Origin of the sequence: Leptospira ainazelensis (genome assembly GCF_016918785.1) — a bacterium.
GTDB lineage: Bacteria > Spirochaetota > Leptospiria > Leptospirales > Leptospiraceae > Leptospira > Leptospira ainazelensis.
This window is the reverse complement of the sequence record NZ_JAFFPT010000036.1, coordinates 25,461-49,066: the sequence shown is the minus strand read 5'-3', so window position 1 is coordinate 49,066 and position 23,606 is coordinate 25,461. Positions and strand designations below refer to the sequence as shown.

Here is a 23,606-nt window from a genome sequence, read left to right as displayed (position 1 = left end):
GAGGACTTTACAAAGTATACAAAGAAAGAAATTTCACAACTTCACGGAATCGGACCTAACGCGATCGCGCTGATTGAAAAGGAAATGAAATCTCTCAAAGTGAGTTTTAAAGAACCCGAGAAAAAAAACAGTCCTATGTCTGGTGTGAAGTTTAAAACAATCGAAGAATACATAACTTCTTTCCCGAAGGAAATTCGAGAAATATTAAGCGAAATGAGAGACATCGTGCAAAAATCGGCTCCTATGGCAAAGGAAAAGATCAGTTATAATATGCCGGCATTTGAATATAACGGTAATTTGGTGTATTTTGCGGCTTTTAAAAAGCATCTCGGATTTTATCATACATCGATTGCAACGATAGAATTTGAAAAGGACTTGGCTCCGTATAAATGTTCGAAAGGGGCGATACAATTTCCTTTGGATCGAAAATTGCCGAAAACTCTCATTTCAAAAATCGTAAAATTGAGGGTTGAAGAAAACAAAAAGAAATCGAACTGAAATAAATTGACAGGCCCGCGATTTCTGTAACTTCTGTTTACCTAAAAAAGCGACCCGATTCTTAAATCGTTAGATACATGAGGAATTCTCTTCGAAAGGGATTTTTCGATTCTTGTATTTAGAGAAAATTCGAAAAAGAATTAAAATTAGAATTAAAATTAGAATTAAAAAGGAATTAGAACCATGTTTCTCCAGGATCCGGAACTGAAGAAAAATATTGGAAGAATCCTGATCGGGATTTTTTCGATTATTTTTGTTTTTCATTTTCTCGTTTTGATCGGGATCATTCCTTATACGATTGTTTGGGGTGGTCGGCTTCAGAATTCACAACAGATGTATGGATTCGAAGTCGTTTCCATTTCTTTAAATCTATTCTTCCTTTTTGTAATTCTTATGGAACGCGGATATATTCGAAGATACTTTTCAGATTCGGTTCTTAAGATCATTCTCTGGATAATGATCGTTCTTTTTTCTTTGAATACGATCGGGAACTTGAATTCTCTCAACGGTCTGGAGAGTATTCTTTTTACGCCTCTTACGTTCTTGCTTGCTTTATTTTGTTTTCTCCTGGTTTGAAGAAGTGAAAATATTTACATCGTATAAAGCGAAAAAAAATCGATGACAAACAAAAAAAGGAATCCTCTCTCTCTAACGATGGAAGAACGGAAAACGTCGGAAAATAACATTCCGCGGGAAACGCTCAAAGAGATTCAGAGGAAACTTTTTGATCTTCTGGATTTAGAAGTCGCAAATTTACGGATCGAAAAAGAAAGTATAGAATACGGCGCTTGCCGTTTCGAACTCGAAAACAGAAAGATTGCATTCCGCATCGCCAAGATCACCCCGACAAAGGCCGGTCAATTTGTTACTCTTTGGAAACGAAATAAGACGGGTGATCCGATCGAACCGTATCATATTCGGGACGATATCGATTATTATATCATTGCCGCAAATCTTCCAAACCGTTCCGGACAATTTATTTTTCCAAAAGAGGTTTTATATAAGAATGGAATTCTCTCCGGTAAGAAGGAAGGGAAGCGTGGTTTTAGAATCTATCCTTCCTGGGACATTTCGCTTAACAAACAGGCTCAAAAAACTCAAACCTGGCAGTTAAATTATTTTATGGAGAAGTCCGCGGACCGCAGGATGGATCGGAAGAATTTACTCAAACTTTTAGGCTTTGAAAAATGAAAGTGGGTTTACGTCGAAGTTTGGTCTTCTTTTGGATCGTAACCAATTTCTTTTTTCTTTCCTGCGATCGTATCGTTTACGATCCTCAAAGGATCGTCCTTAAAACTGAAACTCCTTCGGAGGCAAAAATTCTTACCCAAAAAAAAGTTTCCTCCGCTGGAAAACGAGGTGGATTCGTTTCTCTCTCCGGTTTTTTTCACGAACTGGAAATACTGGAGGAGGCAACAAAAGAAGGAGAAAGAGGCTATCTGGTTTTGAAACCTTTTTCATTTCTCAGAGAATCGAATCCCTCTTTAGGTTGGCCTTCCTGGTATGCGTTAGACGCAGTGTTGGTCAACGTAGGTTGGATTCCTCAAAAAGGAACGAATCATAGATACAAATACCTCAACTATAAAGAACCTCTGTTTAGGGATCCGATTTCGATTTTTGGAAGGATACGGAATCCATCGACTCCGGACGTCTACGAAAAAACAGGCGTCGTAATTCTAAAACCTAAAAGTATTATAGAACTCTGGAACGAAGTAGATGATAAAAAGATCGCTTCTAATTTACCTCCCTATGCTCTAAACGCTCTCCCGATTTGTCTGGATTTGATCGAAGGTTATTGAAGTTTTTGGAAGATTGGAATCTGATGATCTGGATTCTTCTTCCGTTTCGAAGACGCGTTTTGGAATCGGCGTTGGATTCTGATTCCATCAACCGATCTGAAAATTAAAAGTAATGTCTAAACAAGAACTATTGGAATTTCTCGCCGACTTGACCTGCCCGATGGATCCCTTTGTCTTTGCGGGTTTTGGTTCACAATACCAAGAAGAATATCTATCCAAAGACGTGGACGTTTTCGAGCTTGAGGACCGTTATATCGAACAATTTTTGTCTTCTTCCGATCTCAACGAAACCATCTCTCGCTTGTTTTCAGTTTTTATAACCAAACCCACGGAGTTTTACGAAAACTTGGCGACGAGAAGATCCGAAGCTTGGGATCATTCCGTAAATTTGATGATCTCGAAGGCCGCTAAGAAAAATCCCGCGTTGGTTTCTTGGTTTTTACTGCGGTCCATTCGGGAAAATCCTTCGCTTCAAAAAAGAATCATCGAATTGATCGGTTACATAGACGTCGAAATTTCTTATCCGATCGTTCTCAAGACGGAATCTTATTGGAAAAATTTAGACAATGAAGAAAGGGAAATCCTGGATTCTATAAGGTTTGAATTTCAGAATTCTTTCCGCCCTTAGAAAGTTTCATTTAGAGCGCTTTTCAAAACTCAATTCTACTTTATCAGACAGATCAAGCTCCAAGGTTCTGTCCCGGTTTTGGGATAGGTTCTTATTCATTTTCCTCGGGAAAACCTTCACGACGTCCATGGTTCGTTCTTTTGTTTTCGATTTTTAAATCGGGAATGGAATGATAATCGTGATGATCTGCTTATAATGTAGATTCTGTCTTTCTCCGATTTTTGTCCTAATAACGCCGAAATGAGTATATAATATATTTGTAATTCAATGATTCCAGAGCGGGTTTTTAAATTTTAAAAATTAATCCGCAAATTCTTCGAACTCTATTGTTGCCTCGTTGCAGGAAGGTCTTGGAGAGTTCTACAGGGTCTTTGAAAAATATCAGAAGGACTATAATGAAACAGAAAACTATCTTATTGGCGATTTCCATTTTTCTCTTTCCCGTTTTGGTTTATGGAAAGGGACAAACGAAATACGTGGCGTCTTTGAAGGACTCGACAAAACAGAACGTAAACGCAAGGGGAAGTGTGGACGCCGTTCTGGACGATGAAACCGGCAAACTGAAAGTTTCCGGTTCCTATGAATACTTTGGAACCAACGGAACCGAAATTATAGTTCAAGTGGAAGGAGGAGAGGCTGCGATCTGTTCCTTCAAACCTCCTTACAACGCGACCAACAGTCCTTGGAAAGATTGGGGATTTTGCGACTTAAACGTGGAACAAAAGAAAGCGTTGAGCGAGGGAAAACTCCATATTCTTATCCGAACGATCGGTCGTCCGGATGGACAAGTGAGCGGAGCGATTTTACCGGAAGCTAAAAAATAATTACCATTTAAGAATTTCCATTTACTGATCGATTGAGTTCGAGTTTGTCTTAGGCGCTCCCGAAAAGCCTAAGACAAATCCCTTTTTTCCTTGATTTGCCAAGTTCGAGTCTCGGAAATCGAAACGACTTATCTAAGAAATCTTCATTACTCAAAACGAACACCAGTTACAAAACGCCTGACGAATTCTTATGATATACTTTTGCGACGGGATCGTGATCTTAGGGATCGGGTTTTATTTTAATTTGACGGCTCAATACATTGGATTTCCCTCCGCCGCCGGAGGTGCGACCGAATTGGAGAGGGCGGAGAGATTTTTGTTTTATCAATACAGTCTGATTTGTTTTTGTGTAGGTTTTCTTCTTCTCATTCTTTCTTACAGAATAAACGAATCTCGATGGAGAAAACTTTTAAAAATCGGAATTCTATTTTTGTTCCTCGTTTTTTCCGCGATTGTATACGGAATTGAACTGAAATACATATCCTCCCTGCACGGACATATGACCTTTCCCACAAAGCTCTTTGAATCTTAAGAAAAATCTGTCGTAACAACGACAGTCCTCCGTAAAACGAAAGCCCCACCCTGATTTTTTGGGTGGTGGGGCGGGGGGCGGAAAAATTCCGGGAGATTTTTCTATATCACAAAATCATAATTTTGCAAGGAATATTCTCTTTCAGAGCTTTTGTAGGAACTCCTACAAGAAATCTTACTGGGATCCTTCTTTATTCTAAATAGCTTTTTAACTTGTGGGTAAGGTTATGCTACGCGGAGGAGGCGACTAACGTAAAAATAGGTCTTTTCTAAAACAACTGTGCAATCGTCGAAGTTCTCATTTACACATCCGGATCTATTTTTGTTATCTTTTAAAAAAGGATTTGTTCGAAAGCCTAAGACAAATCCCTTTTTCGATTTTACTGTTCTATACAAAGTACTCTCGCAGTCGTATTACAATTGATAGTTCCGATATGGATCGATTGAATATCCCTTTCAGTCGGTATACCGACTTCACCTTGATCGCCGGCATCGGCGGAAGTCCAATCGGCACAGGAATTGGTGGGGCTCCAGTCCGCGTTTAAGGCGGTCCATATTCGGGCTCCTCCAGCGGCCGTAGTAAATGCGTTTAACAACGAGTTTGCGGGGTTGAAGTCGAAGAGACGTCTGCTATTGGTTCTGAATACGATCGTTGTTCCGTCGGTCCTTCTGTATTCCGTATCCGCTTTTAGGACCCATTCCACTTGCCCGTCTCCTCGGCCGTTAAAGTTTGCGTCCGCATTCAAAGACGCAATCCTCGTATTCCCAGCCCCGCCGTTTTGGGCATTTATAAGCGCCTTAAAACTTCCGGTAGTTCCCAATCCGGTCGGAGTCTGTGTTCTGCAAAACGTATCGGCTCCGCTGATTCCTCCGAAGTTTCCGTTATGCGCGTCCGCAGTAACAAAAAGATACTTGAACGTATTGGATTCGGATGACTGAGTTCTTTGACTCTGATTCAAAAGTAGCAACGCGATCAAATCGGAATCTTTGGAATTACTTTCTCCCGAACAAAACACATTCAGGAAAACGAATAGAAGGGTGAGTAGTTTCTTGAGTATTGTTTTCATACTTTCTCAAACAGATTGAAACGATTTTTATGCCATTTATTTAAAGAATAGGGAATCTATCTTATAATAGCGGTCTTGAATTATGATTCGTAGTTCTTCGTTAGGCAAGAGTAGGATGAAACAGTTTTCCGAACGAAAATCGGATGTGAAGAATTTTACTTTTTCCTTTCTTTCGACATAGAATTCGCTTCGAAATCTGTTTTCCCGTCCGAATGGATTTCTTTTTTTGGGTGGCGAGCGGTGAAAAGCGAAAAGGCTCCGGGCACTCTTGCTCAATCGGAAAATTTTTCTTTTGTCGAGTCGAAAGTCTCCAATGTGGGAACTCTCACAAAAGGAATCATTTTTACTTTTAAGAGCGAATTCTAACCCCAAAAATCCCCGTATAAAAACGCTCTTCTGCTCGAAATAAAAACGATGGAGTTCCTACTTATTAAGTCGCTTAAACCGGTTTATTCACTTTTTAAAAGATTGATTGTGATGAATTCTTATGGGAGTTCCTACATTCCGAGAAATTCTTTTTGCAAAAAACAAAACCCGATTTTACCGGAAAAGCGGACTTTCCGCCCGTAATAACCCCTTCTTCTTATGAAAGAATTCCTTTGTCACAACGAAGAAATCCGAAAAATCGAACTTGAAATCCGAAAAAAAAATCTCATTCAAGCGCGATTTCCAGAACTACGGGGCAGTGGTCGGAAAGCCCGTTCTCGTGCTCCGGAATTCCGTCGAAGTCTCCGTCGTCTTCCGAAAATGGAATTTGTCTGAAGCTGGCGTCTTCGACGGGAAGATCGGTCAAAATGAAATCGATCAGAGACTTGTGTCCCCAGCAGATCTGTTTCGTATAACGTCCCGGATTTTCCAGATCCAAATCCTCTGAAAGAAATTTCCAAGATTTTTTGTCCTTCCCCAAAGGAACGTTCATATCCCCCAGCAAAAAGTAGTTCTTTTTATCTTTGAGAATTTCGTTTAACGTTTTGAGTTGTTCGTATCTGAGATCCCTATCTCTTCGCGAGTGTCCCGCTTTGAGATGAACGTTTAAAAAAGAATAAATTTTCTCGCCGATAGAGACTTTTAGTTCGATTCCGCTCCTCGTGCCGGGTTCGACGGATACTTTAGGATGAAGAAGAATTTCGAGAGATCTGAATTTCTTTTTCCAACAGATTCCGACTTCTTGCTGATATCCGGGAGTTTTTGTAACGGCGCAGGAATAAGAATCGGGAAGAATCTTGCGAACTGCGGTCTCATTCTCCACCTCTTGTAGCGCTAAGATATCGGGATCGATCTTGGAAAGATGAGTTTTGATCTTTTCAAAGTCGGATTCTTTTCTTGGAATTCTTCCTTTTGGAAATTTTTTCTCATCCCCTACCTCATCGTAGAGAAACATCGCATTAAAACTCGCGAGCTTTAGTTTTAAATCCTGTGCCTTGAGCGATTCCGCGCCGAGTAGCGCCGCAAAAAAGAGAAGAATTTTCCAGAAATTTCGAAAGGAATCGCGGATCTGAGAGTGAAACATTGAGAAGGGAACTCCTTAGACGGTCAAGCTCTCAATACTTTCCATTTTTTGAATCCAGGTTTTATCAAAAAAAGAAGATTTTTCTCCGAATTCCCCTTGCGGCTCAAAGATTTTTTTTTGAAGTTTCGGAACTTTTTCTAAAACAGATGAAACTTTTGTAATTGATTTTAATTCTCAAATAGCCTTCAAAATAAACGCAAAGAAAAGGCCCTGGATCTTCGTTTACTTGCAATTTTTCACAGAGACAAAAATCCTGTTACCAATACCAATATTGGATTCATAGGGACTTCATACGAATGAATAACAGAGCACTGAAACTTTCGGTACCGCTCATTGCCATCGCGGCCGTAGCGTATCTGATTTTCTCTCCCTCCAAGTATGTTGGGTATGCGCCCGATCAGCCTATACCCTTCAATCATAAGATACATGCCGGAGATAATAAGATAGACTGTAAGTACTGTCATACCGGGGTAGAAACCTCAGCACACGCCACAGTCCCCTCCACATCAACTTGCATGAACTGCCACTCTCTTGTAGCAACTTCCAAACCTCTCATCAAGACGCTGACAAAATCGTATAACGAAAACAAGCCGCTCGAATGGGTGAAGGTGCACGATATGCCGGATCACGTTCAGTTCAATCACTCTCGCCACATTTCGAGAGGAGTGGATTGTTCTCAGTGTCATGGAAACGTAGCGGAGATGGTCAAAGTGAAACAAGTAGCGTCCCTAAACATGGGATACTGCGTGGATTGTCACAGAGAGAACAACGCACCGACCGACTGTTCAACCTGCCACAGATAACCGGGAGTAATACTAAGCATGGATCAAAAAAATTTCCAAAAAGAAAAGAAGGCTCACTGGCTCTCTTATGATCTTAGAGACAAAGACGAAGAAGTTAAGGAAATGCAAAAAGCTGAATTCTTTACTTCTCCGGATCCTCTGATCGCGAGAATTAAGTCGGGAGAATTCGACCGCAAATCCTTTCTCAAATTGATGGGCGCCGGGGTCGCGATGACCTCTCTCAATTGTGTTCGTAAACCGATCGAGAAAATCGTTCCTTATGTGGATCTCAATAAACCGGACGAAAACGCTCAATACGATTTCGTAAAACACGGACATTCTTACTACTACGCTTCCGTTTATGCGGGAACCGGGATTCTTGTAAAAGCAAGAGACGGCCGCCCCCTCAAACTCGAAGGAAATCCGGATCATCCGGTTTCTCAAGGTGCGCTCGGCGCCGCTGGTCAGGCTTCTATCTTTGATCTTTACGATCCGGATCGAGCGCAAACCCCTGCTACCATCGAAGGTGGTATTGAAGTAAAAGCGGATTGGGCGACCGTAGATGCAAAAGTAAAAGCGGCTCTTGCGGCTAACAAAGGTAAATCGGTTGTCGTTACAAAACCGCTCGATTCTCCTTCTACAAAGTCGATCATCGGTGACTTTCTTCGCGCAGTTGGCGGCGGAAAACACTACGAAATTTCCCTCACTTCTGCCGAAGAAGTTGTTGCGAAAGGACAGGCCGCTTCCTACGGAAAGGCGCTGATTCCGAACTATCACTTCGATCTCGCAAATGTGATTCTTTCCATCGATTGCGACTTTATGGGCAATTGGCTTTCTCCCGAAGAACACCAAAAGGATTTTTCTAAAAGAAGAAATCTTCGGAACGGTGCGAAGGACGTAAACTTCTTCGTCGCGGCGGAATCGATTCCTACAATGTCGGGATCCAATGCGGATCTTCGTCTTCCGATTCGTCCCGGGGATCAAACCAAACTCGCTCTTGCGATTATTTCCGCGTTAGGCGAACTTGGCGCGTCCGTAAAAGCCTCTCCTTACGGAGAATCGGTTTCCGATCTCGCGGGTCAGCTTGGAGTCAGCGAAGAGAACATCCGTAAGACCGCAAAGGCCCTTTGGTCCAACAAAGGCAAGTCACTCGTGGTTGCGGGAAGTCTCGCCGCGACTACAAAAGACGCGGTAGATCTCCAAGTTCTTGTAAACTTTATCAACGACCTTTTGGGTAACGACGGTAAGACGATCGATCATTCCAATCCGAAAAAAGAAGGTTCTGCGGATTATTCCGGCAATTTGAATTCTTTAGCTTCCGAACTCAAAGGAACCAAAGTAGGCGTCCTTTTTGTAAACGACGTCAACCTGGTTTACCAAGCGGGAGAAGAATGGAAAAATCTTCTTCACCAAGCTGCGTTAGTCGTTTCTTTGAGCGATCGTGCGGACGAGACTGCGCTTGCGTCTAACGTTCTTGCGACTACCACTCACTTCCTCGAGTCTTGGGGAGATTCCGAAGTTACAAAAGGAATTTTCTCGATCCAACAACCTGCGGTTCGCCCTCTCTTCAATTCTCGTTCTTTTGAAGACAGTTTGATCGCTTTTGCGGGCGGATCTCTCGGCGGAGAAACGAGCTTTTACGAATACGTAAAAAATTCTTGGACCAAAAAACTCGGTTCTAAACAAAAGTGGGAAGACCTCTTAAGAATCGGAACCACTGTAAAGGCTTCCGATCGCAAGAAATCTGCGGGTTCTTCCAGAAACTTCAACCGTTCGGCTCTGAAAAAGATCGCTTCTCCTTCTGCGGGCCTCAAACTCGCGTTGTATGAAACCTCTGCGATCGGAGACGGTAGAGCCGCTAACAATTCTCAGCTTCAAGAACTTCCGGACCCGGTGACCAAGGTTACCTGGGACAACTACATTCTTCTTTCTCCCGCTCTTGCAAAAGAAAAGGGAATTTCTTCCAACGACGTTCTGGTTTTAAAAACCGGTAACAAAACGATCGAACTCCCGGCGCAGATCCAACCCGGAATGCACAAGGAAGCGATCGGTGTTGCGGTCGGTTATGGAAGAACTTCTGCGGGAGCCGTTGGAAACGGAGTTGGTAAGAATGCGTACGTTCTTTCCGAAAACGGGATCTATTCCGGAATCGCAGTCACTTCTCTGGAGAAAACCGGTAAAACTTACAAGTTGGCTTGCACTCAGCATCACCACATGTTGTCTCCCGGTTTTAACTACCCGGATCGTCCTCTTGTTCAATCCACTTCCATCGAAGAATACCGTAAAAACCCTGCCTCCGGCAAGGCCGCTTCCGAGATTCCTAAAATCTTAAAAGACGGAAAACTCGTAGATGCAGTCGGTGCGAACCCGAATTATTCTTACCCCGGTTACAAATGGGGAATGAGCATCGATCTTTCTTCCTGCACCGGTTGCGGTTCCTGTGTAATCGCTTGTCAGGTGGAGAACAACATTCCGGTCGTTGGCCGCGATGAAGTTCGTGTGGGTCGCGAGATGCACTGGCTCCGGATCGACCGTTATTATATCGGCGAACCGGATCAACCGGAAACTCTCCAAGTGGCTCACCAGCCGATGCTCTGCCAGCACTGCGACAACGCTCCTTGTGAAACCGTTTGTCCGGTTCTTGCTACGGTTCACAGTTCCGAAGGGATCAACGACATGGTTTACAACCGTTGTGTGGGAACTCGTTACTGCTCGAACAACTGTCCTTACAAAGTGAGACGTTTTAACTGGATGCAACACTGGTATAACGGTGCGGAAGGCGCGAAGGCTCCTCGTTATCTGGGACTCAATCCTGAAGTTACGGTTCGCGGTCGCGGGGTAATGGAAAAATGTAATTTCTGTTCTCACAAAATCGCGGAAGCGAAGATCGCCGCTAAGAACGAAGGTCGTGTTCTAAAAGACGGAGAAGTCAAAACCGCTTGCCAACAAAGTTGTGCCGCGGATGCGATCAGCTTCGGGAATACAAACGACAAAACTTCCGAAGTTGCGAAACTTTCTTCCGATCCAAGATCGTATCGTGTTCTCGAATATCTGAACGTCGGTCCTCAGGTTGCGTACCTGACCCGAGTCAGAAGCTCAATTTAATGGAGTAACGTAAAAAGCTATGTCAATGTCCAACGCAGTCAAAGAAGCCCTGGATATCCAGCCTCTCGTAACCGGCGGTAAGTCGGTTCGAGACGTTACCGAAGATATCCTTAGACCGGTCGAAGCGTTCCCCACTTCTTTGTGGTGGAAGGCCTTTCTTCTGGTTCTTACCATTACCGTCGTCGATTTAGGTATCATCGGATATCTAATGTGGGAAGGTCTTTATATCCTCGGGATCAACAATCCCGTGGCATGGGGATTTTTTATCGTAAACTTCGTCTTCTGGATCGGGATCGGTCACGCCGGAACCTTGATTTCAGCCGTCCTTTATCTGTTCCGTCAAGAATGGAGAACAGGGATCAACCGCGCCGCGGAAGCGATGACCATCTTCGCCGTGTTAACCGCCGCTTCCAACTTGATCATCCACATCGGAAGACCTTGGGTGGGATTTTGGTTGTTCCCTTATCCGAACGAAAGAGGACCTCTTTGGGTCAACTTCCGTTCTCCTCTGATCTGGGATACTTTCGCGGTTTCGACTTACTTAACGATCTCTCTCGTGTTCTGGTATATCGGTCTGATTCCGGATATCGCGGCCGTAAGAGACCGTTCCAAAGGAGAGATGAAACGTAAGATCTACGACATTCTTTCTTTAGGTTGGGTAGGCTCGAACAAAGCTTGGTCTCACCTCGAGATGGTGGCGATGATCCTCGCGGCTCTTTCCACTCCTCTGGTTCTTTCGGTTCACACGATCGTCTCCTTCGACTTCGCGGTTTCCATTCTTCCCGGATGGCATACTACGATCTTCCCTCCATACTTCGTGGCCGGGGCGATTTTCTCGGGATTTGCGATGGTTGTGACTTTGATGGTGATCGCGAGAGAAGTGTTCAACCTCAAAGATTATATCACGATGAAACACTTGGAAAACATGAACAAGGTCATCATGGTCACCGGTTTGATCGTAGGTCTCGCTTACTCTACCGAGTTTTTTATGGCTTGGTATTCGGGTAACGAATACGAAGGTTTTGCTTTCGTAAACAGAGCCTTCGGTCCTTACGGTTGGGCTTACTTTATTATGTTTAGCTGTAACGTATTTTCTCCACAGGTTTTCTGGTGGAAAAAACTCAGAACTAACATTCCCGTTATGTTTATCATCTCCATCGTCGTAAACATCGGGATGTGGTTTGAAAGATACGTAATCGTTATGACGACTCACGCGGACTTCCTTCCATCCAGCTGGGATATGTATATCCCAACCGTTTACGACTTCATGATGCTCATCGGAACCTTCGGAATTTTCTTCACATTGTTCCTTCTGTTCTGTAGAATCATGCCGGTTATCGCGATCGCGGAAGTTAAGACCGTTATGCCGAGCAAAGACGGAGGACACCACTGATGTATAAACCTCATAAAGAACAATTTCATACATTTGAAGAAACGAGCGCCGGAGTATTCGGGCTCTTTGATTCTCCTGCGGAAATCATCTCTGCGGCGGCAAAAACAAAAGAGAAGAATTATACGAACTTCGATTGTTTCACTCCGTATCCGGTTCACGGATTGGACGACGCGATGGGAGTTCCCCGTTCCGGTCTTCCTTGGGTGACTTTTTTGCTGGGACTTTTCGGATGCGCCGTCGGTTTTGGAATGCAATATCTCACTCACAAGTTTGATTGGCCTTTGAACATTTCGGGAAAAAATTTAAACGCTTGGTATGCTTACATCCCAATCACGTTTGAATTTACGATCTTTATGGCCGGTGTTGGAACCGCAGCGGCGATGTTCTTCTTAACCAAACTTCCTAAAATCAATCGGAGAGTTTTACATCCCGATATTACCACGGACAAGTTTGCACTCTGGATCCCTTCTTCTTCCAAAGGTTATAAGGAAGACGAAGTGGTAAGCTTTATCAAAGGTCTTGGCGGAAAGAACGTCGAGGTTGTGAAATAGGAGCAGCGACAAGAATGAAATTTACTAAATCACTGATTTTTCTTTTGGCCGCCGTTCTATTCTGGAACTGCGAGTCCAAAACGCCTCCTCTGGAATACTTTCCGGACATGGCGGATTCTCCCGCGAGGGAAGCACAAGAAGCGGATCCGATTTCGAGCAACGGAGCCGCTTCCAGAATTCCTCCGAAAGGGGCGATTCCCGTGAATTATTATCCTTACGAATTTCTCGGAATGGATGTAACACAATTACCGAATAAAGGGCTTTCCAATCCTGATAAGAATGATTTGGCCAATCTCCAAAAAGGAGAGGCGAAATACCAAACTTATTGTTCTCCTTGCCATGGTGTAAGAGGAGCAGGGAACGGAAGTATCGTAGGACCGGCGCCAAGAATCGGGTTTCCGGTTCCTGCCGTGATTTCTCCTAAGATCCAAGGATATTCCGACGGACAGATCTATCACGTAATCACAGCGGGTTGGGGAAGAATGAAAAGTTATTCCTCGCAAATTTCTCCGGAAGACCGCTGGAAAATCGTTCTCTACGTGAGAAAACTCCAGGAATACGAGAACAGAACTAAAAAAGACGTGGCCAGGAATTAAGAATCATGGAAGTCAAAGTCGAACAAAATCTGATTAACTTTAAACTCGACTCCAAAACTCGAAGCGCCCTTTTCGGGATGATCGGGATCGGAGTTTTGAGTTTACTCATCGGGTATTTTACCCTATCACACACACCTCCAAGACACGAGGGTGGACATTCCAATCCGGCATGGTCTGCGTTTTTGATCGGAACCTTTTTTATCACCGGGATCGCCCTTGCAGGAGTATTCTTCACTGCGATCAGTCATATCACCGGTTCTCATTGGTCGGTCACGGTAAGAAGACTTGCGGAAGGATACGGTTTATTCTTACCGGTTGTCGCGGTTTTTTTGCTGATCGTAACTTTCGGTATTCACGATCTCTACGAATGGAGTCACGAAGACGTGGTCGCACACGATCATCTTCTGCAACACAAAAAACCCCTTTTGAATGTTCCTTTTTTCGTAGTTCGAATGATCCTTTTCGGAACGGTCTGGTCCGTGTTTGGATGGCTTTTTTATAAAAGATCCACAAAACAAGATCAAGACAAAGACGTAGCGCATACTCAGTTCAACGCAAGATTGTCGGGAGGATTTATCGTATTCTTCGCTCTTTCTTTTTCTCTTGCGTCTTTCGATTTGATCATGTCCTTAACTCCGCACTGGTTCTCGACTATGTTCGGCGTGTATTGTTTTGCGGGCGCGTATCAGACCGGACTTTCCAGTCTCGTGATCATGATCTACTTTCTGAAAAAGAAAGGATATATAGGAAACCTCGTAAACGAAAATCACATTCACGATATAGGGAAGTTCATGCTCGGGTTCTGTACTTTCTGGGCATATGTAGGATTCTCTCAGTTTATGTTGATCTGGTATGCGAATATTCCGGAAGAAACATTCTTCTATGAGCAGAGATTGACCGGCGGATGGGAAGTGATTACTTACGCTCTTCCTTTTATCAAGTTCGTAATTCCATTTTTGCTATTGCTGAATCGTCCGAACAAAAGAGATATCAATTCTCTCGTTAAGATCGCACTCTGGATCGTTTTTACACAAGTGATCGAAATCTATTGGCTGGTTTTCCCGGCAAATTTCGAACACTTCAGTCTTTCCGGATTGATTCTTACTTTTGGCGCCGTGATCGGTTTTATCGGTCTTTTCGCCTTTGTAGTTCTCAAACGTTACGAGTCTGCTCCATTGATCCCGGTTGGGGATCCAAGATTGGATCAAGCTCTGCACCATCATCAATAAAGAGGAAGAAGAATGAAAAGAAATTTAACACTTGTTGTTCTCTTAACCGGAACGGCTCTTCTTCTGGGAGCCTGTTCCAAACTGGCGCAGGTCACAAATCATAAGAATTGTGACCCTTCTCTGGTGAATCCGTCCTTGTCTCCTACGGTTCCTATCTTTGCGGAAGCTGACGCAACCTCGGCAGTGAAAGAGAGAGTAGCGCCCGGAACCGTGGTCAGAGTGTATGACTATAGAAATCACGGTCCGAACCCGAGACCTTTCGTCCGAGTAAAGACCGAAAAAGCAGAGGGTTGGATCAATCCTCGTTGTTTAGTCGTAGGACAGGATCCTGAAAAGTCGGTTTTCTCTTGGGGATATCGCAAAGACTATATTCACTTTTACAATCCGGAAGACCACGAGCACTATCCGAATGGATACGAATTCCCGGATTATGCTTCTCTTCCAAAGGATAAGGTTCCGTTGGCGGAACTTGCCCCCGAACTGAAGAAGTAAACAGCAACCGTTACAACCATTGGAAAGTTCCATGCCTCTCTGAAAGGAGGGCATGGATTTTTTTTGTCCGCGGCCCGACGTTATCCAAAAAGTCGGAAAAACGATTGAGAATCAGCACGATCCCAATGTGAATCCTGATAGGAGTTCCTACATTTGGGACTTTTTTACCTGCAAGATATTGACTTTCGGTTAGAGCCAAGTCGTTCGGAGTGTTCCGTCCTTCTTCCTCTCCACTATCCAATAAAAACTAAAGGAGAGGGATCGGACCGATTTTGGCGCAGTGCGGGGGTTTCGTTTTACGGGGCCGCCCTTCCTTGTTACGACATATCCTTTTCAAGATTCAATATACTTGAGTAAGGTTGGGTTATGCGGCTCCCGTTGAAGAGTCTTTCGAAAAGGTATCCCTTCAGAGGGTCCGGTCCACAACGAAGAAGAGCACAAAAAAAGAAAGGCTTCGTCGGGTGTTTACCTTCAATCAAAGGAAAGGGGCCGCACAAGAAATCATCGAAACAATAAAGTAAAAATTTGGAATATTCTAATTTTATAATGAACTGAATATTCGTTCGCGGGGTTCCTGGTTGCTTATAATCGAAGATTTCCCTATTTATAATCAGGGTTGTTGTTCGATCGAATTTCACTTACGATGATTCCTAAAGAATCGGTTGTTAGAAATTTTTGAAGTGAAGGGAGGAAAAACCGTTGAGAAAAAAAGTTTTTTTTCGTGATCGAATCCTTTGGTTTTCCATTCTTTGCCATTTTGCCTTCCTTGGATGTTTGCAGGACCACCATACCGGCCCATTTTTGGTATTGCTGGGGAATCCTACGTCTGTGACGATCCAGGATCTTTCGAGATCCTCAGGAACGCCTCCGACTCTGGCTTACTCGACGAGTTCGTTTTCATTTGTTAAAAACATCGCGATTTCTGCGATTCAACCCACGATCTCCGGTTCTGATACTTCCATCTCGATTTCTCCTGCTTTACCGTCCGGTCTTTCCTTGGATACAACGACCGGCGAAATTACGGGAACGCCAAGTTCCAAACAGATTGCGTCTTCTTATACGATTACGGCTTCGAATTCGTTCGGCTCTTCTTCCGTTTCGATCCAGATTTCAGTCGATGCCCTCAATGCGGAATGGGAAAGTTTTCTAAAATCCCCGAACCCGGATATCAACGATACAAGCGGCGGATTCGACCTCGATCTCTCGGGAGATACCTTGGTAATGGGGGTTTGCGGGGAAGACAGCGCGCAAACCGGAATCGTACAAAGTCCGTTTGCGGGTTTGACTTCGGCGGGGGACGACGATTCTGCAGGCGCCGCCGGAGCCGTGTATGTGTTCCGTCGCTCGGGAACCACTTGGACCTTGGAAGCCTATCTCAAAGCTCCAAACGCCGAAGCAAATGATCAATTTGGATGCAGTGTTGGGATCTCGGGAGATACGATCGTTGTCGGCGCTAAGACGGAAGATAGCGGGAATTCCGCCATACTTCATTCTCCGTTTGTAGGTTTGACTCCAACCGGAGACGATGATACTTCAATCAGCACTGGCGCGGCCTATGTGTTTCGAAGAACGGGAACCACTTGGACCTTGGAAGCCTATCTAAAAGCTCCGAATGCCGACCTGGGGGATCAATTCGGGTACAGCGTTTCTATTTCGGCCGATAGGATTGCCGTTGGCGCGATTCAGGAGCGAGGAGGTCTTGGAGTGATTACGCAGGCTCCTGCGCCGGGTTTTTCGGGAGCGACCGACAACGACTCTGCGCCAACTTCGGGGGCGGTATATATCTTTGAACGAAGCGGGACAACTTGGACTTGGGACGCGTATATCAAAGCTCCCAATGTGGAAATGGGCGATTCATTTGGAGCAAAGATTCAAGTCAAAGGAGACACTTTGCTCGTGGGCGCAGCCGGAGAGGACAGTGGAAGTACGACAATTCAAAATTCTCTTGGGCCGTCTCTCACCTCGGCCGGTGATGATGATTCCCTTGCTAGCTCGGGTGCGGTCTACGTATTTCGAAAAACCGGTCCCAACTGGGCATTCGAATCCTATCTCAAGGCTCCGAATGCGGATGCAAGTGATACATTCGGATCGAGTCTGGATCTTTCCGAAGACGGAAATGTCGCGGTAGTCGGAGCTTACAACGAAGACAGTTCTCAGACTACTATTTCGCATTCTTTAGGTCCGAATCTGACTACGCTTGGAGACGATGATTCTGCGGCTGCGGCGGGTACTGCGTATGTGTTCCGAAGAACCGGAAACATTTGGGCGTTTGAAGCGTATTTGAAATCACCGAACATCGAGGCCAATGACAATTTCGGAAGAAGTGTTTCCATTTCGGGGGATACGATTTTAGTCGGAGCGTATGCGGAAGACAGCTCCTCGACCGGAGTTTTACATTCTCCTGCGGCTCTTCCCGGTCCGGCTGTCGATGACGATTCCGTAAGCAATTCCGGTGCGGTTTATGTGTTTCGAAAATTATCTTCCGGATGGGCCTTGCAATCCTATCTAAAAGCGCCTAACGCGGAGGCTTCGGACGTTTTTGGATTTTCGGTTTGTATCGACGGAGACTTGATGGCGGTTGCGGCAATGAATGACGACGACGGACTCGGAACAATTTTGAACAAGTCCTTAAATTCACCTCCGACCCCATCGACCGACGACGATAGCGTATCCAATTCCGGTGCGGTACATATTTTTTACAAGTGATTGAATTTCAACTTCGATCTACTGCGCTAAGATGTCGCAAAGATATCGAACGATCTCTCGACCGAAGGTTTTAAATCGAGCTAAAAGGGAATTGAAATTCTTGGAGCCTTTGGTCGCGTCCGGCGCAATCGGTGCGTAAAAAAATATTCCTTTTCCATTTACGCCGGACCGCGCTCTCGGCTGAATCTGCAAAGCACCACTTTCATCTTTCTTAATTTATAGATCTCTAAAATACGGTGGTGCATTGCAGTATATCGCCTCGATCGCTCGCGATGGTGTTGGGTATTCTTAGGCATCGCGGTTTCACGTTGTAATTTGACCTGAAAAAATCGAAACTCTTCAGAAAAAAATGGAACCAACATTGGTCCAAATGACCATGTACAAATTTCTAAATCAAGATCGTGATCTAAAGTTGCATCTTTCAAGAAGTCAAATTTTACTTTTTTCCTCACTCTTACTTTCTCTGATTACAACGGGCGATTTGTTTGCTAAAACTTCTCTCCGCTTGAAAGTAATCTCGGCTTCCAAATCGGATCCTCCCAAAGAAGCCTGGATCCGTGGAAAAGGATATTCTAAAGTGTTTGAATTTTTAAATCAAACGGAGCTGGACATAGTCTTGGAAAACCGTGGGATGTACGACGTAATGATTACGTTTCAAAGCGGAGTTATGGAACAAAGGTCGATTACTTTAGACTCCGATCAGAAAACGTTGGAATTTATCCAAAAAGCCAAACCGGGTGGTAACGGAATCAACGTAGTCGGAAAAAGACCGGACTCTCCTCCGAATTATACGATGAGTCAGGAAGACGCGGTGAAAATGCCGGGCGGATTTGGAGACGCACTAAAAGCGGTTCAGTCAATGCCGGGGATTACCCCTTTGTTTCAGACATATACCAACTCTAGTTTTCAAAATGCGATTCAGACCTTGAATCAAAATGGAACTTCAGGCGGCCCTGATAAGCCGAACGGCGAACCCGGTTTTCTCGTAATGAGAGGAGCGGGAACAAGGGCGAATCAATTTTATTTCAACGGACTTCCAATGAGTTATCCGTTTCATGCGGACGGTTTGACTTCCGTGATCAGCAATCAGGCGATCCGTTCCATGGAATTGTATTCCGGTGCCTATTCCGCGCGATACGGATTTGCGACCGGGGGAATCGTAAATGTCGAGGGATTTCAGAAAAGGGATTCCAATCTTAGAGTAGCCCACTTAAACGCGCTTCTCACGGATATATATGCTTACCATAATATTACAAAAGACTTAAACGTTTCAGTCTCCGGAAAAAAATACTATCCGAACGTAGTTTTCGGACGAGTGCCTCATTTGATTCCGACGGAAACGTTTTTAGCAGATTATACGGATTATCAGGCAAGAATCGGTTGGGATATCAACGACCAGCATTCGATTTCCATCCAGACCTTTGGAGCCAAGGACAAAAGATATCCTTTTAAGGAATATAGTCAATACACACCAAAGGAAGCCGGGCAGTCCGCTTTTCAACCTCCTTCGGACTCCGCGAGATTGGACCGTATTTTTAGGACCGACGGGATGTCGCACATATGGAAACCAATGAGCGGATTTACGAATACCTTAAACGTTTCGAGAAATTACTTTCAAGAAACCACGGAAAACGGACTCGACACTCTCATCCTGGACGTTTCTAAAAAGGCGAATCTTTTATCTCTTTTCGAAAGGGTTCACACCGTTCAGAACGAATCCTTTAACGATATGAAACAATTGGAAAACGTTTCAGAACTGGAGGTTTTCAAAAAACACTGGAAGGTAGTTTTTGGAGGCCAATACAGGGAGGTCGAAGCGGGTTATAAGGGTCGAATTAGCCAATTCAATCCCGATCCTTTTTACGAATTCTTTCATAAACAACTTCTTTCTTCTCCACAAACGAATGCGGTGCTGGAAGGGGATGCCGTGGGAACAAGACAGTTCGGTTATTTTTTTGAGAATCGATTCAAGTTCGACAACTTCAACTTGAACTTAGGAGTTCGTCGAGACTACTACGATCGCGCTAAGGAATGGAAGACCTCTCCTCGTTTCGGTATCAGTAAGGAAATTCCTTACACAAAGTCCAGGATCTTTGCGGGAATCGGAAAACACTTTCAAGCGCCGGCCGACGTTAGCCGATATTCCGCGAGGACCGGAAATCCAAATTTGAAGATGGAGGAATCGGATCATATGGAAATCGGTTGGGATCAGAAGCTCGGTAATCTCTGGAACGTAAAAGTGGAAGGATATCAGAATACGTTCTCCAATCTATCGGTTGCAGATCCGTATGCGATGGATCCGTTTTCCAGGGACCGGGATCTTTTTCGAGAGACCTTGAATCCGAATTCGGACCCGTCCTTGTTACGCGCAAATCGCCTAAACTATTCCAACTCCATGACCGGATATTCTCGAGGAGTAGAACTTTTTATTAAAAAAGAACCCTCCACCGAATCCGGATTTTACGGTTGGCTTTCTTATACAAAATCCATTACAAAAAGAAATCGTAATCTACCGTCCATGACGGATCAGGAATATGCCGCCTGGTCGGCTCAAAGTTCTTCCAAAGAATTGCTCCATCAGGAGGATACAAAACACTACTACGCAAATTATTACGGAGACGGGAGTTACGATATTCTTCTTAAAAATTCAAAAGAAGAATTATACGACTTCGATAGGACCCACGTTTTTGCGATGGTCTTAGGTTGGAAATTTGCTGACAAGGGGCAGATCGGGATCAAAACCACCTACTTAACAAATTACGCATATACTCCCGTGTCCGGATCGAGCCGGACAACCTTAAGTCAAAATATCGCGGAAGCCTTCCCGGATTTACCTCCGGTCCCAACCAGCGGAACAGAAGGGAGTTCGTTTTCGATTCCGATGTATAAGCCGATCTACTCGGATATGCAACGTTCGGCGAGACTTCCTCATTACAAACAACTCGACATTCGGTTTGATCGGTTTATATATACGGATTGGGGAAAAATGACCCTTTATCTGGAGCTCGTCAACGTAACCGGAAACAGAATCGCGTCCGGAACTGGCACTTTTGTTCCCCTTTTTCCGCATGCGCCCGGCGCAAACCCGCAGACACAGTATATGTATATCAACGGACAACAAGCGTTGGAGGCGAATAAGAATAAGATTCCCTATTTGAATTTCGGAATCGAATTCAGATTTTAAAAAAAAGGAATTCGACGGAGAATCATTTTTCTTTTTGATTGCAAAGAAGAATTCCTTATAAGAATCTTATACTGAAGATAGGTTCGATCTTTATCGAATCTATCTTTCTCGGAAAAAGTATGAGATACGATCAAAATTTAAAATTCTTAGTTTTACTTCTTTTTTTCATTCTAAACTGTAATTACCACTACTACGTCCAAAAGAGCGCCCCTCAAACCGGGTCGATTCCGAACGTGTCCAAAGTCAGAATCGTCTATATCGGTTTTCGCCCGTTTACGTCGGAGATGACCACATCAAACGCTCAAGAAAGAATTTATACGGCGAATTTGGTTTATCCGGATCGTACCGTTCCAAAGTTTCAAAATGGATTTTATGCTTCGGATCTGAGATCTTTCGGATTTAGAAAAGACGTTCCTTCCGAGAAAGTAAAAAAGTTCGTTCAGGAATATCTCAACGAAGTAAAAGAGAGCGGGGTATTGGAACTTACATACGTGACGAGCATCGAAAAAAAAGGGACCGAAAGAATTTATAAACTAAAAGACGTGGGCGCGGATTTTTACGTAGTCGGAATTCACAACCCGGCCTTTCAATCGACAAAAAATTTCGGAGGAAGTTTTGTTCAGCTTTTTTCCTCGATGTTTTCCGTGATAACTTTCGGTCTTGTTCCAAGTTATGCGTCTTTGCAAGCGGAGACCGAAATTCGAATCTTCGATAAGAATCTAAACCGACTAACGTCCATTCAATACGATAACAGTTATTCTGTTTTGGGAGCGGTCTGGGCTTCTTCCGTTCCCGAGGAATGCGGAAGAATGGGGTGTAACGCTTTAAAACAGGTAAGTTCTCCTCCTAAGTTCGTTTATCAAGAATTGGGGCCGACGTTTGAAACGGATATCGTAAGTTATATACAGTCCCAACCCGCGTTTCGTAAATGATATGGTTTACTTGGATTGGTTTGGAAATTCCTTTGCGATTTTCGGAGGTTTTTTAGCGTTTCTACTCGCGGTTTCCGAAATCCTTAATCCGAGAAGGACAAGGTTTCAGATCTTTTTTTCAATCACTCTGATTTTGATCGGAATATTACAACTTCTGAATGCGATTGCATTCCAAGGCGTATTTCAAAATCCTTCACTCTATCTTTTTTTGAGTCTCCCCATTGTTTTTTTGCTCGGTCCGATCGCCTATCTTTCGGTGCAAACGATGGTAGAAGAAGAATTTCGATTTCGTCTTATTACTTGGGTTTCGTTTTTGCCGGCCTTTGTTGTCGTGATCCCGCTTTTGTTTTTGGCTCCGCGGGTAAATTCTTTTCCCTGGAGCGTTTCCTTTTCCAATCAAAACGGAGTTGAACTTTTTTTTACGGCGCTTTCGGTTTTTTCAGCCTTGTATTCCTTTTTTTTCGGAATTCTCATTCTTAGAATGTTATCGTCGATTCGGGAAAAAAGACTCAGACTTTTCATTTGGATCTGCTTTTTCGATTTTTCGTCTGTCGCCATTTTGGGAATTCTCGGAATCGGTTTGGAATTTTTCTTTTTGAAAGTTTCCAGTTGGGTGATTACTTTTGTTCTTTGTCTCGTTTATTACGTAAGAAAAAAATACGCCGATCTGGAAGAAACGATTCACGTGGAACTCGTAAGATCCAAGTATTCCCGTTCTCGTCTCGGCGGATTGGAAGTGGACTTAATTCTCTCCGAATTGGAAAGAATGATGAAAGTAGAAAAACTTTTTCGAGACGATGATATTTCCCTTTCCAGCGTTGCGGAAAGAGTTTCTCTTTCGACTCATCAACTTTCGGAACTGATCAACCGGAAACTCGACAAAAGTTTCTTTTCCTGGCTGAATCATTACAGGATAGAAGAGGCAAAAAGATTACTTTTGGAAAGCGACAAGACCGTTCTCGAAATTGCGATGGAAGTCGGATTTAACAACCGTTCTTCTTTTAACGAAGCCTTTTTGAAATTCGCCCAAAAAACTCCCGTTGACTTTCGTAAGTCTTCCCGCCAAGATACTTCGCTTTCTTATCGTTTATAAGAACCTGTCCAAAAACTGGGACAGGTTCTTGCAGCCTGATCTTCCTGATAAAGTAAAATTGGGTTTTGGGACGCGACGTAAATCGGTTCTTACGTTTTATAGTAAGCTTTTATAAACGTTTTCAAAAAAAAATGTAAGCCGTTATAACTCCGGTCGATGAAATCGAAAAAGTGATCCAAACTCTTCTTGTTGCGTTTGTCAACAAGGAAGGTAGGAATGCAGACCAGTGGCCTTACGATAGACCGATCCGAAGAGAAGGATCGTATTCTATCTCTCGTTTCAAAAATTTTTCTCCTCGCGAACATCGCAGTTTATGATGCCTTTGCGGTCGGATTTTTTTTGGTTCCGATCAAACTCGCATCTTGGATCGGGATCGAACTTCAGACCACCGCCGCACTTGCCGACTTCCGCGCTATGTACGGAGGGCTTTGTCTTGGAGTGGGCGCCGTTCTTGTGTTCGGGTTGTTTAAAAAGGAATGGGTTCCAACCGGAATTCTTCTTTCCATTACGACTGCAGGAGGTCTTTTTTTGGGAAGAATTTATACTCTTCTTTTGGACGGACCTGGCAACGAGTATATCTATTTCAGCATGACGACGGAAATCGTAGCGGTTGTGTTAGGTGCGTGGCTTTTCAAACGATGGAATGAATAGAAAAGAAGATTCCCCTCGAACGAAATCGAGGGGAA

The 23,606-nt window shown here is 44.0% G+C and carries 21 protein-coding genes; 19 read left to right on the top strand and 2 right to left on the bottom strand.

Features of this window, described 5'->3' with window-relative positions; translation table 11 throughout:
- The first annotated feature begins 135 nt into the window (after positions 1-135).
- From JWG44_RS09970 to JWG44_RS09940, 7 genes are all read left to right on the top strand, one after another.
- The gene (locus JWG44_RS09970; RefSeq protein WP_205274815.1) at positions 136-498 is read left to right on the top strand and encodes an iron chaperone; all 363 of its coding nucleotides are present in this window, start codon (positions 136-138) and stop codon (positions 496-498) included.
- A gap of 183 nt (positions 499-681) precedes the next feature.
- Complete coding sequence (locus JWG44_RS09965; protein WP_205274805.1) at positions 682-1,074, top strand: hypothetical protein; 393 nt, start codon at positions 682-684, stop codon at positions 1,072-1,074.
- Between the two features lie 78 nt (positions 1,075-1,152).
- On the top strand, positions 1,153-1,689 hold the full coding sequence (locus tag JWG44_RS09960) for a MepB family protein (RefSeq protein WP_205274804.1): 537 nt from the start codon (positions 1,153-1,155) through the stop codon (positions 1,687-1,689).
- Positions 1,686-2,297 (top strand): SURF1 family cytochrome oxidase biogenesis protein, encoded by a 612-nt coding sequence (locus tag JWG44_RS09955; RefSeq protein WP_205274803.1) that lies wholly within the window; start codon positions 1,686-1,688, stop codon positions 2,295-2,297. Before JWG44_RS09960 ends, JWG44_RS09955 begins: the two co-directional genes overlap by 4 nt.
- 112 nt (positions 2,298-2,409) lie before the next feature.
- The gene (locus tag JWG44_RS09950) at positions 2,410-2,925 is read left to right on the top strand and encodes a hypothetical protein (RefSeq protein ID WP_205274802.1); all 516 of its coding nucleotides are present in this window, start codon (positions 2,410-2,412) and stop codon (positions 2,923-2,925) included.
- A 395-nt stretch (positions 2,926-3,320) separates the two neighbouring features.
- Entirely contained in the window at positions 3,321-3,749 is a 429-nt protein-coding gene (locus tag JWG44_RS09945; protein WP_205274801.1) for a hypothetical protein, read from the top strand.
- A 190-nt stretch (positions 3,750-3,939) separates the two neighbouring features.
- Positions 3,940-4,281 (top strand): hypothetical protein, encoded by a 342-nt coding sequence (locus JWG44_RS09940; protein ID WP_205274800.1) that lies wholly within the window; start codon positions 3,940-3,942, stop codon positions 4,279-4,281.
- Positions 4,282-4,660: 379 nt separating this feature from the next.
- On the opposite strand, the gene JWG44_RS09935 is transcribed toward JWG44_RS09940, so the two are convergent.
- Both JWG44_RS09935 and JWG44_RS09930 read right to left on the bottom strand, forming a co-directional pair.
- Positions 4,661-5,347, bottom strand: coding sequence for a DUF1554 domain-containing protein (locus JWG44_RS09935; RefSeq protein ID WP_205274799.1), 687 nt, complete (start codon positions 5,345-5,347; stop codon positions 4,661-4,663).
- Positions 5,348-5,999: 652 nt separating this feature from the next.
- Entirely contained in the window at positions 6,000-6,857 is an 858-nt protein-coding gene (locus JWG44_RS09930; protein WP_232371582.1) for an endonuclease/exonuclease/phosphatase family protein, read from the bottom strand.
- A gap of 296 nt (positions 6,858-7,153) precedes the next feature.
- On the opposite strand from JWG44_RS09930, the gene JWG44_RS09925 reads away from it, so the two are divergent.
- The 12 genes from JWG44_RS09925 (at position 7,154) to JWG44_RS09870 (ending at position 23,571) form a co-directional block, all read left to right on the top strand.
- Positions 7,154-7,660, top strand: a complete 507-nt coding sequence (locus JWG44_RS09925) for a cytochrome c3 family protein (RefSeq protein WP_083244061.1) — start codon at positions 7,154-7,156, stop codon at positions 7,658-7,660.
- 18 nt (positions 7,661-7,678) lie between these two features.
- Positions 7,679-10,744: a TAT-variant-translocated molybdopterin oxidoreductase gene (locus JWG44_RS09920; protein WP_205274798.1), complete on the top strand. Its 3,066-nt coding sequence runs from the start codon at positions 7,679-7,681 to the stop codon at positions 10,742-10,744.
- A 25-nt stretch (positions 10,745-10,769) separates the two neighbouring features.
- A complete protein-coding gene (gene nrfD, locus JWG44_RS09915; protein WP_205274797.1) occupies positions 10,770-12,137 on the top strand; it encodes an NrfD/PsrC family molybdoenzyme membrane anchor subunit in 1,368 nt (455 codons plus the stop codon).
- Positions 12,137-12,688 carry a DUF3341 domain-containing protein gene (locus JWG44_RS09910; RefSeq protein WP_205274796.1) on the top strand — a complete coding sequence of 184 codons (552 nt, stop codon included), beginning with the start codon at positions 12,137-12,139 and terminating at the stop codon, positions 12,686-12,688. The genes nrfD and JWG44_RS09910 overlap by 1 nt, the downstream gene beginning before the upstream one ends.
- 14 nt (positions 12,689-12,702) lie before the next feature.
- The gene (locus JWG44_RS09905) at positions 12,703-13,284 is read left to right on the top strand and encodes a c-type cytochrome (RefSeq protein WP_205274795.1); all 582 of its coding nucleotides are present in this window, start codon (positions 12,703-12,705) and stop codon (positions 13,282-13,284) included.
- 5 nt (positions 13,285-13,289) lie between these two features.
- Positions 13,290-14,513 (top strand): cation-translocating P-type ATPase, encoded by a 1,224-nt coding sequence (locus tag JWG44_RS09900; protein WP_205274794.1) that lies wholly within the window; start codon positions 13,290-13,292, stop codon positions 14,511-14,513.
- A gap of 12 nt (positions 14,514-14,525) precedes the next feature.
- Positions 14,526-15,005: an E-cadherin-binding lipoprotein adhesin Lsa16 gene (gene lsa16 / locus JWG44_RS09895; RefSeq protein ID WP_205274793.1), complete on the top strand. Its 480-nt coding sequence runs from the start codon at positions 14,526-14,528 to the stop codon at positions 15,003-15,005.
- Between the two features lie 699 nt (positions 15,006-15,704).
- Positions 15,705-17,711, top strand: a complete 2,007-nt coding sequence (locus JWG44_RS09890; RefSeq protein ID WP_205274792.1) for a putative Ig domain-containing protein — start codon at positions 15,705-15,707, stop codon at positions 17,709-17,711.
- A gap of 370 nt (positions 17,712-18,081) precedes the next feature.
- Entirely contained in the window at positions 18,082-20,895 is a 2,814-nt protein-coding gene (locus tag JWG44_RS09885) for a TonB-dependent receptor plug domain-containing protein (protein WP_408611944.1), read from the top strand.
- Between the two features lie 119 nt (positions 20,896-21,014).
- Positions 21,015-21,827 carry an Lp29 family lipoprotein gene (locus JWG44_RS09880; protein ID WP_205274791.1) on the top strand — a complete coding sequence of 271 codons (813 nt, stop codon included), beginning with the start codon at positions 21,015-21,017 and terminating at the stop codon, positions 21,825-21,827.
- 1 nt (position 21,828) lies between these two features.
- Positions 21,829-22,920, top strand: coding sequence for a helix-turn-helix domain-containing protein (locus JWG44_RS09875; protein ID WP_205274790.1), 1,092 nt, complete (start codon positions 21,829-21,831; stop codon positions 22,918-22,920).
- 216 nt (positions 22,921-23,136) lie between these two features.
- Entirely contained in the window at positions 23,137-23,571 is a 435-nt protein-coding gene (locus JWG44_RS09870; protein WP_205274789.1) for a DUF4345 domain-containing protein, read from the top strand.
- Positions 23,572-23,606 lie beyond the last annotated feature (35 nt).

Coding starts and splice junctions, on each gene's coding strand:
- JWG44_RS09970 (WP_205274815.1), top strand. CDS start 136: ATGTCTGGTGTGAAGTTTAAAACAATCGAAGAATACATAACTTCTTTC.
- JWG44_RS09965 (WP_205274805.1), top strand. CDS start 682: ATGTTTCTCCAGGATCCGGAACTGAAGAAAAATATTGGAAGAATCCTG.
- JWG44_RS09960 (WP_205274804.1), top strand. CDS start 1,153: ATGGAAGAACGGAAAACGTCGGAAAATAACATTCCGCGGGAAACGCTC.
- JWG44_RS09955 (WP_205274803.1), top strand. CDS start 1,686: ATGAAAGTGGGTTTACGTCGAAGTTTGGTCTTCTTTTGGATCGTAACC.
- JWG44_RS09950 (WP_205274802.1), top strand. CDS start 2,410: ATGTCTAAACAAGAACTATTGGAATTTCTCGCCGACTTGACCTGCCCG.
- JWG44_RS09945 (WP_205274801.1), top strand. CDS start 3,321: ATGAAACAGAAAACTATCTTATTGGCGATTTCCATTTTTCTCTTTCCC.
- JWG44_RS09940 (WP_205274800.1), top strand. CDS start 3,940: ATGATATACTTTTGCGACGGGATCGTGATCTTAGGGATCGGGTTTTAT.
- JWG44_RS09935 (WP_205274799.1), bottom strand. CDS start 5,347: ATGAAAACAATACTCAAGAAACTACTCACCCTTCTATTCGTTTTCCTG.
- JWG44_RS09930 (WP_232371582.1), bottom strand. CDS start 6,857: ATGTTTCACTCTCAGATCCGCGATTCCTTTCGAAATTTCTGGAAAATT.
- JWG44_RS09925 (WP_083244061.1), top strand. CDS start 7,154: ATGAATAACAGAGCACTGAAACTTTCGGTACCGCTCATTGCCATCGCG.
- JWG44_RS09920 (WP_205274798.1), top strand. CDS start 7,679: ATGGATCAAAAAAATTTCCAAAAAGAAAAGAAGGCTCACTGGCTCTCT.
- nrfD (WP_205274797.1), top strand. CDS start 10,770: ATGTCCAACGCAGTCAAAGAAGCCCTGGATATCCAGCCTCTCGTAACC.
- JWG44_RS09910 (WP_205274796.1), top strand. CDS start 12,137: ATGTATAAACCTCATAAAGAACAATTTCATACATTTGAAGAAACGAGC.
- JWG44_RS09905 (WP_205274795.1), top strand. CDS start 12,703: ATGAAATTTACTAAATCACTGATTTTTCTTTTGGCCGCCGTTCTATTC.
- JWG44_RS09900 (WP_205274794.1), top strand. CDS start 13,290: ATGGAAGTCAAAGTCGAACAAAATCTGATTAACTTTAAACTCGACTCC.
- lsa16 (WP_205274793.1), top strand. CDS start 14,526: ATGAAAAGAAATTTAACACTTGTTGTTCTCTTAACCGGAACGGCTCTT.
- JWG44_RS09885 (WP_408611944.1), top strand. CDS start 18,082: ATGACCATGTACAAATTTCTAAATCAAGATCGTGATCTAAAGTTGCAT.
- JWG44_RS09880 (WP_205274791.1), top strand. CDS start 21,015: ATGAGATACGATCAAAATTTAAAATTCTTAGTTTTACTTCTTTTTTTC.
- JWG44_RS09875 (WP_205274790.1), top strand. CDS start 21,829: ATGGTTTACTTGGATTGGTTTGGAAATTCCTTTGCGATTTTCGGAGGT.
- JWG44_RS09870 (WP_205274789.1), top strand. CDS start 23,137: ATGCAGACCAGTGGCCTTACGATAGACCGATCCGAAGAGAAGGATCGT.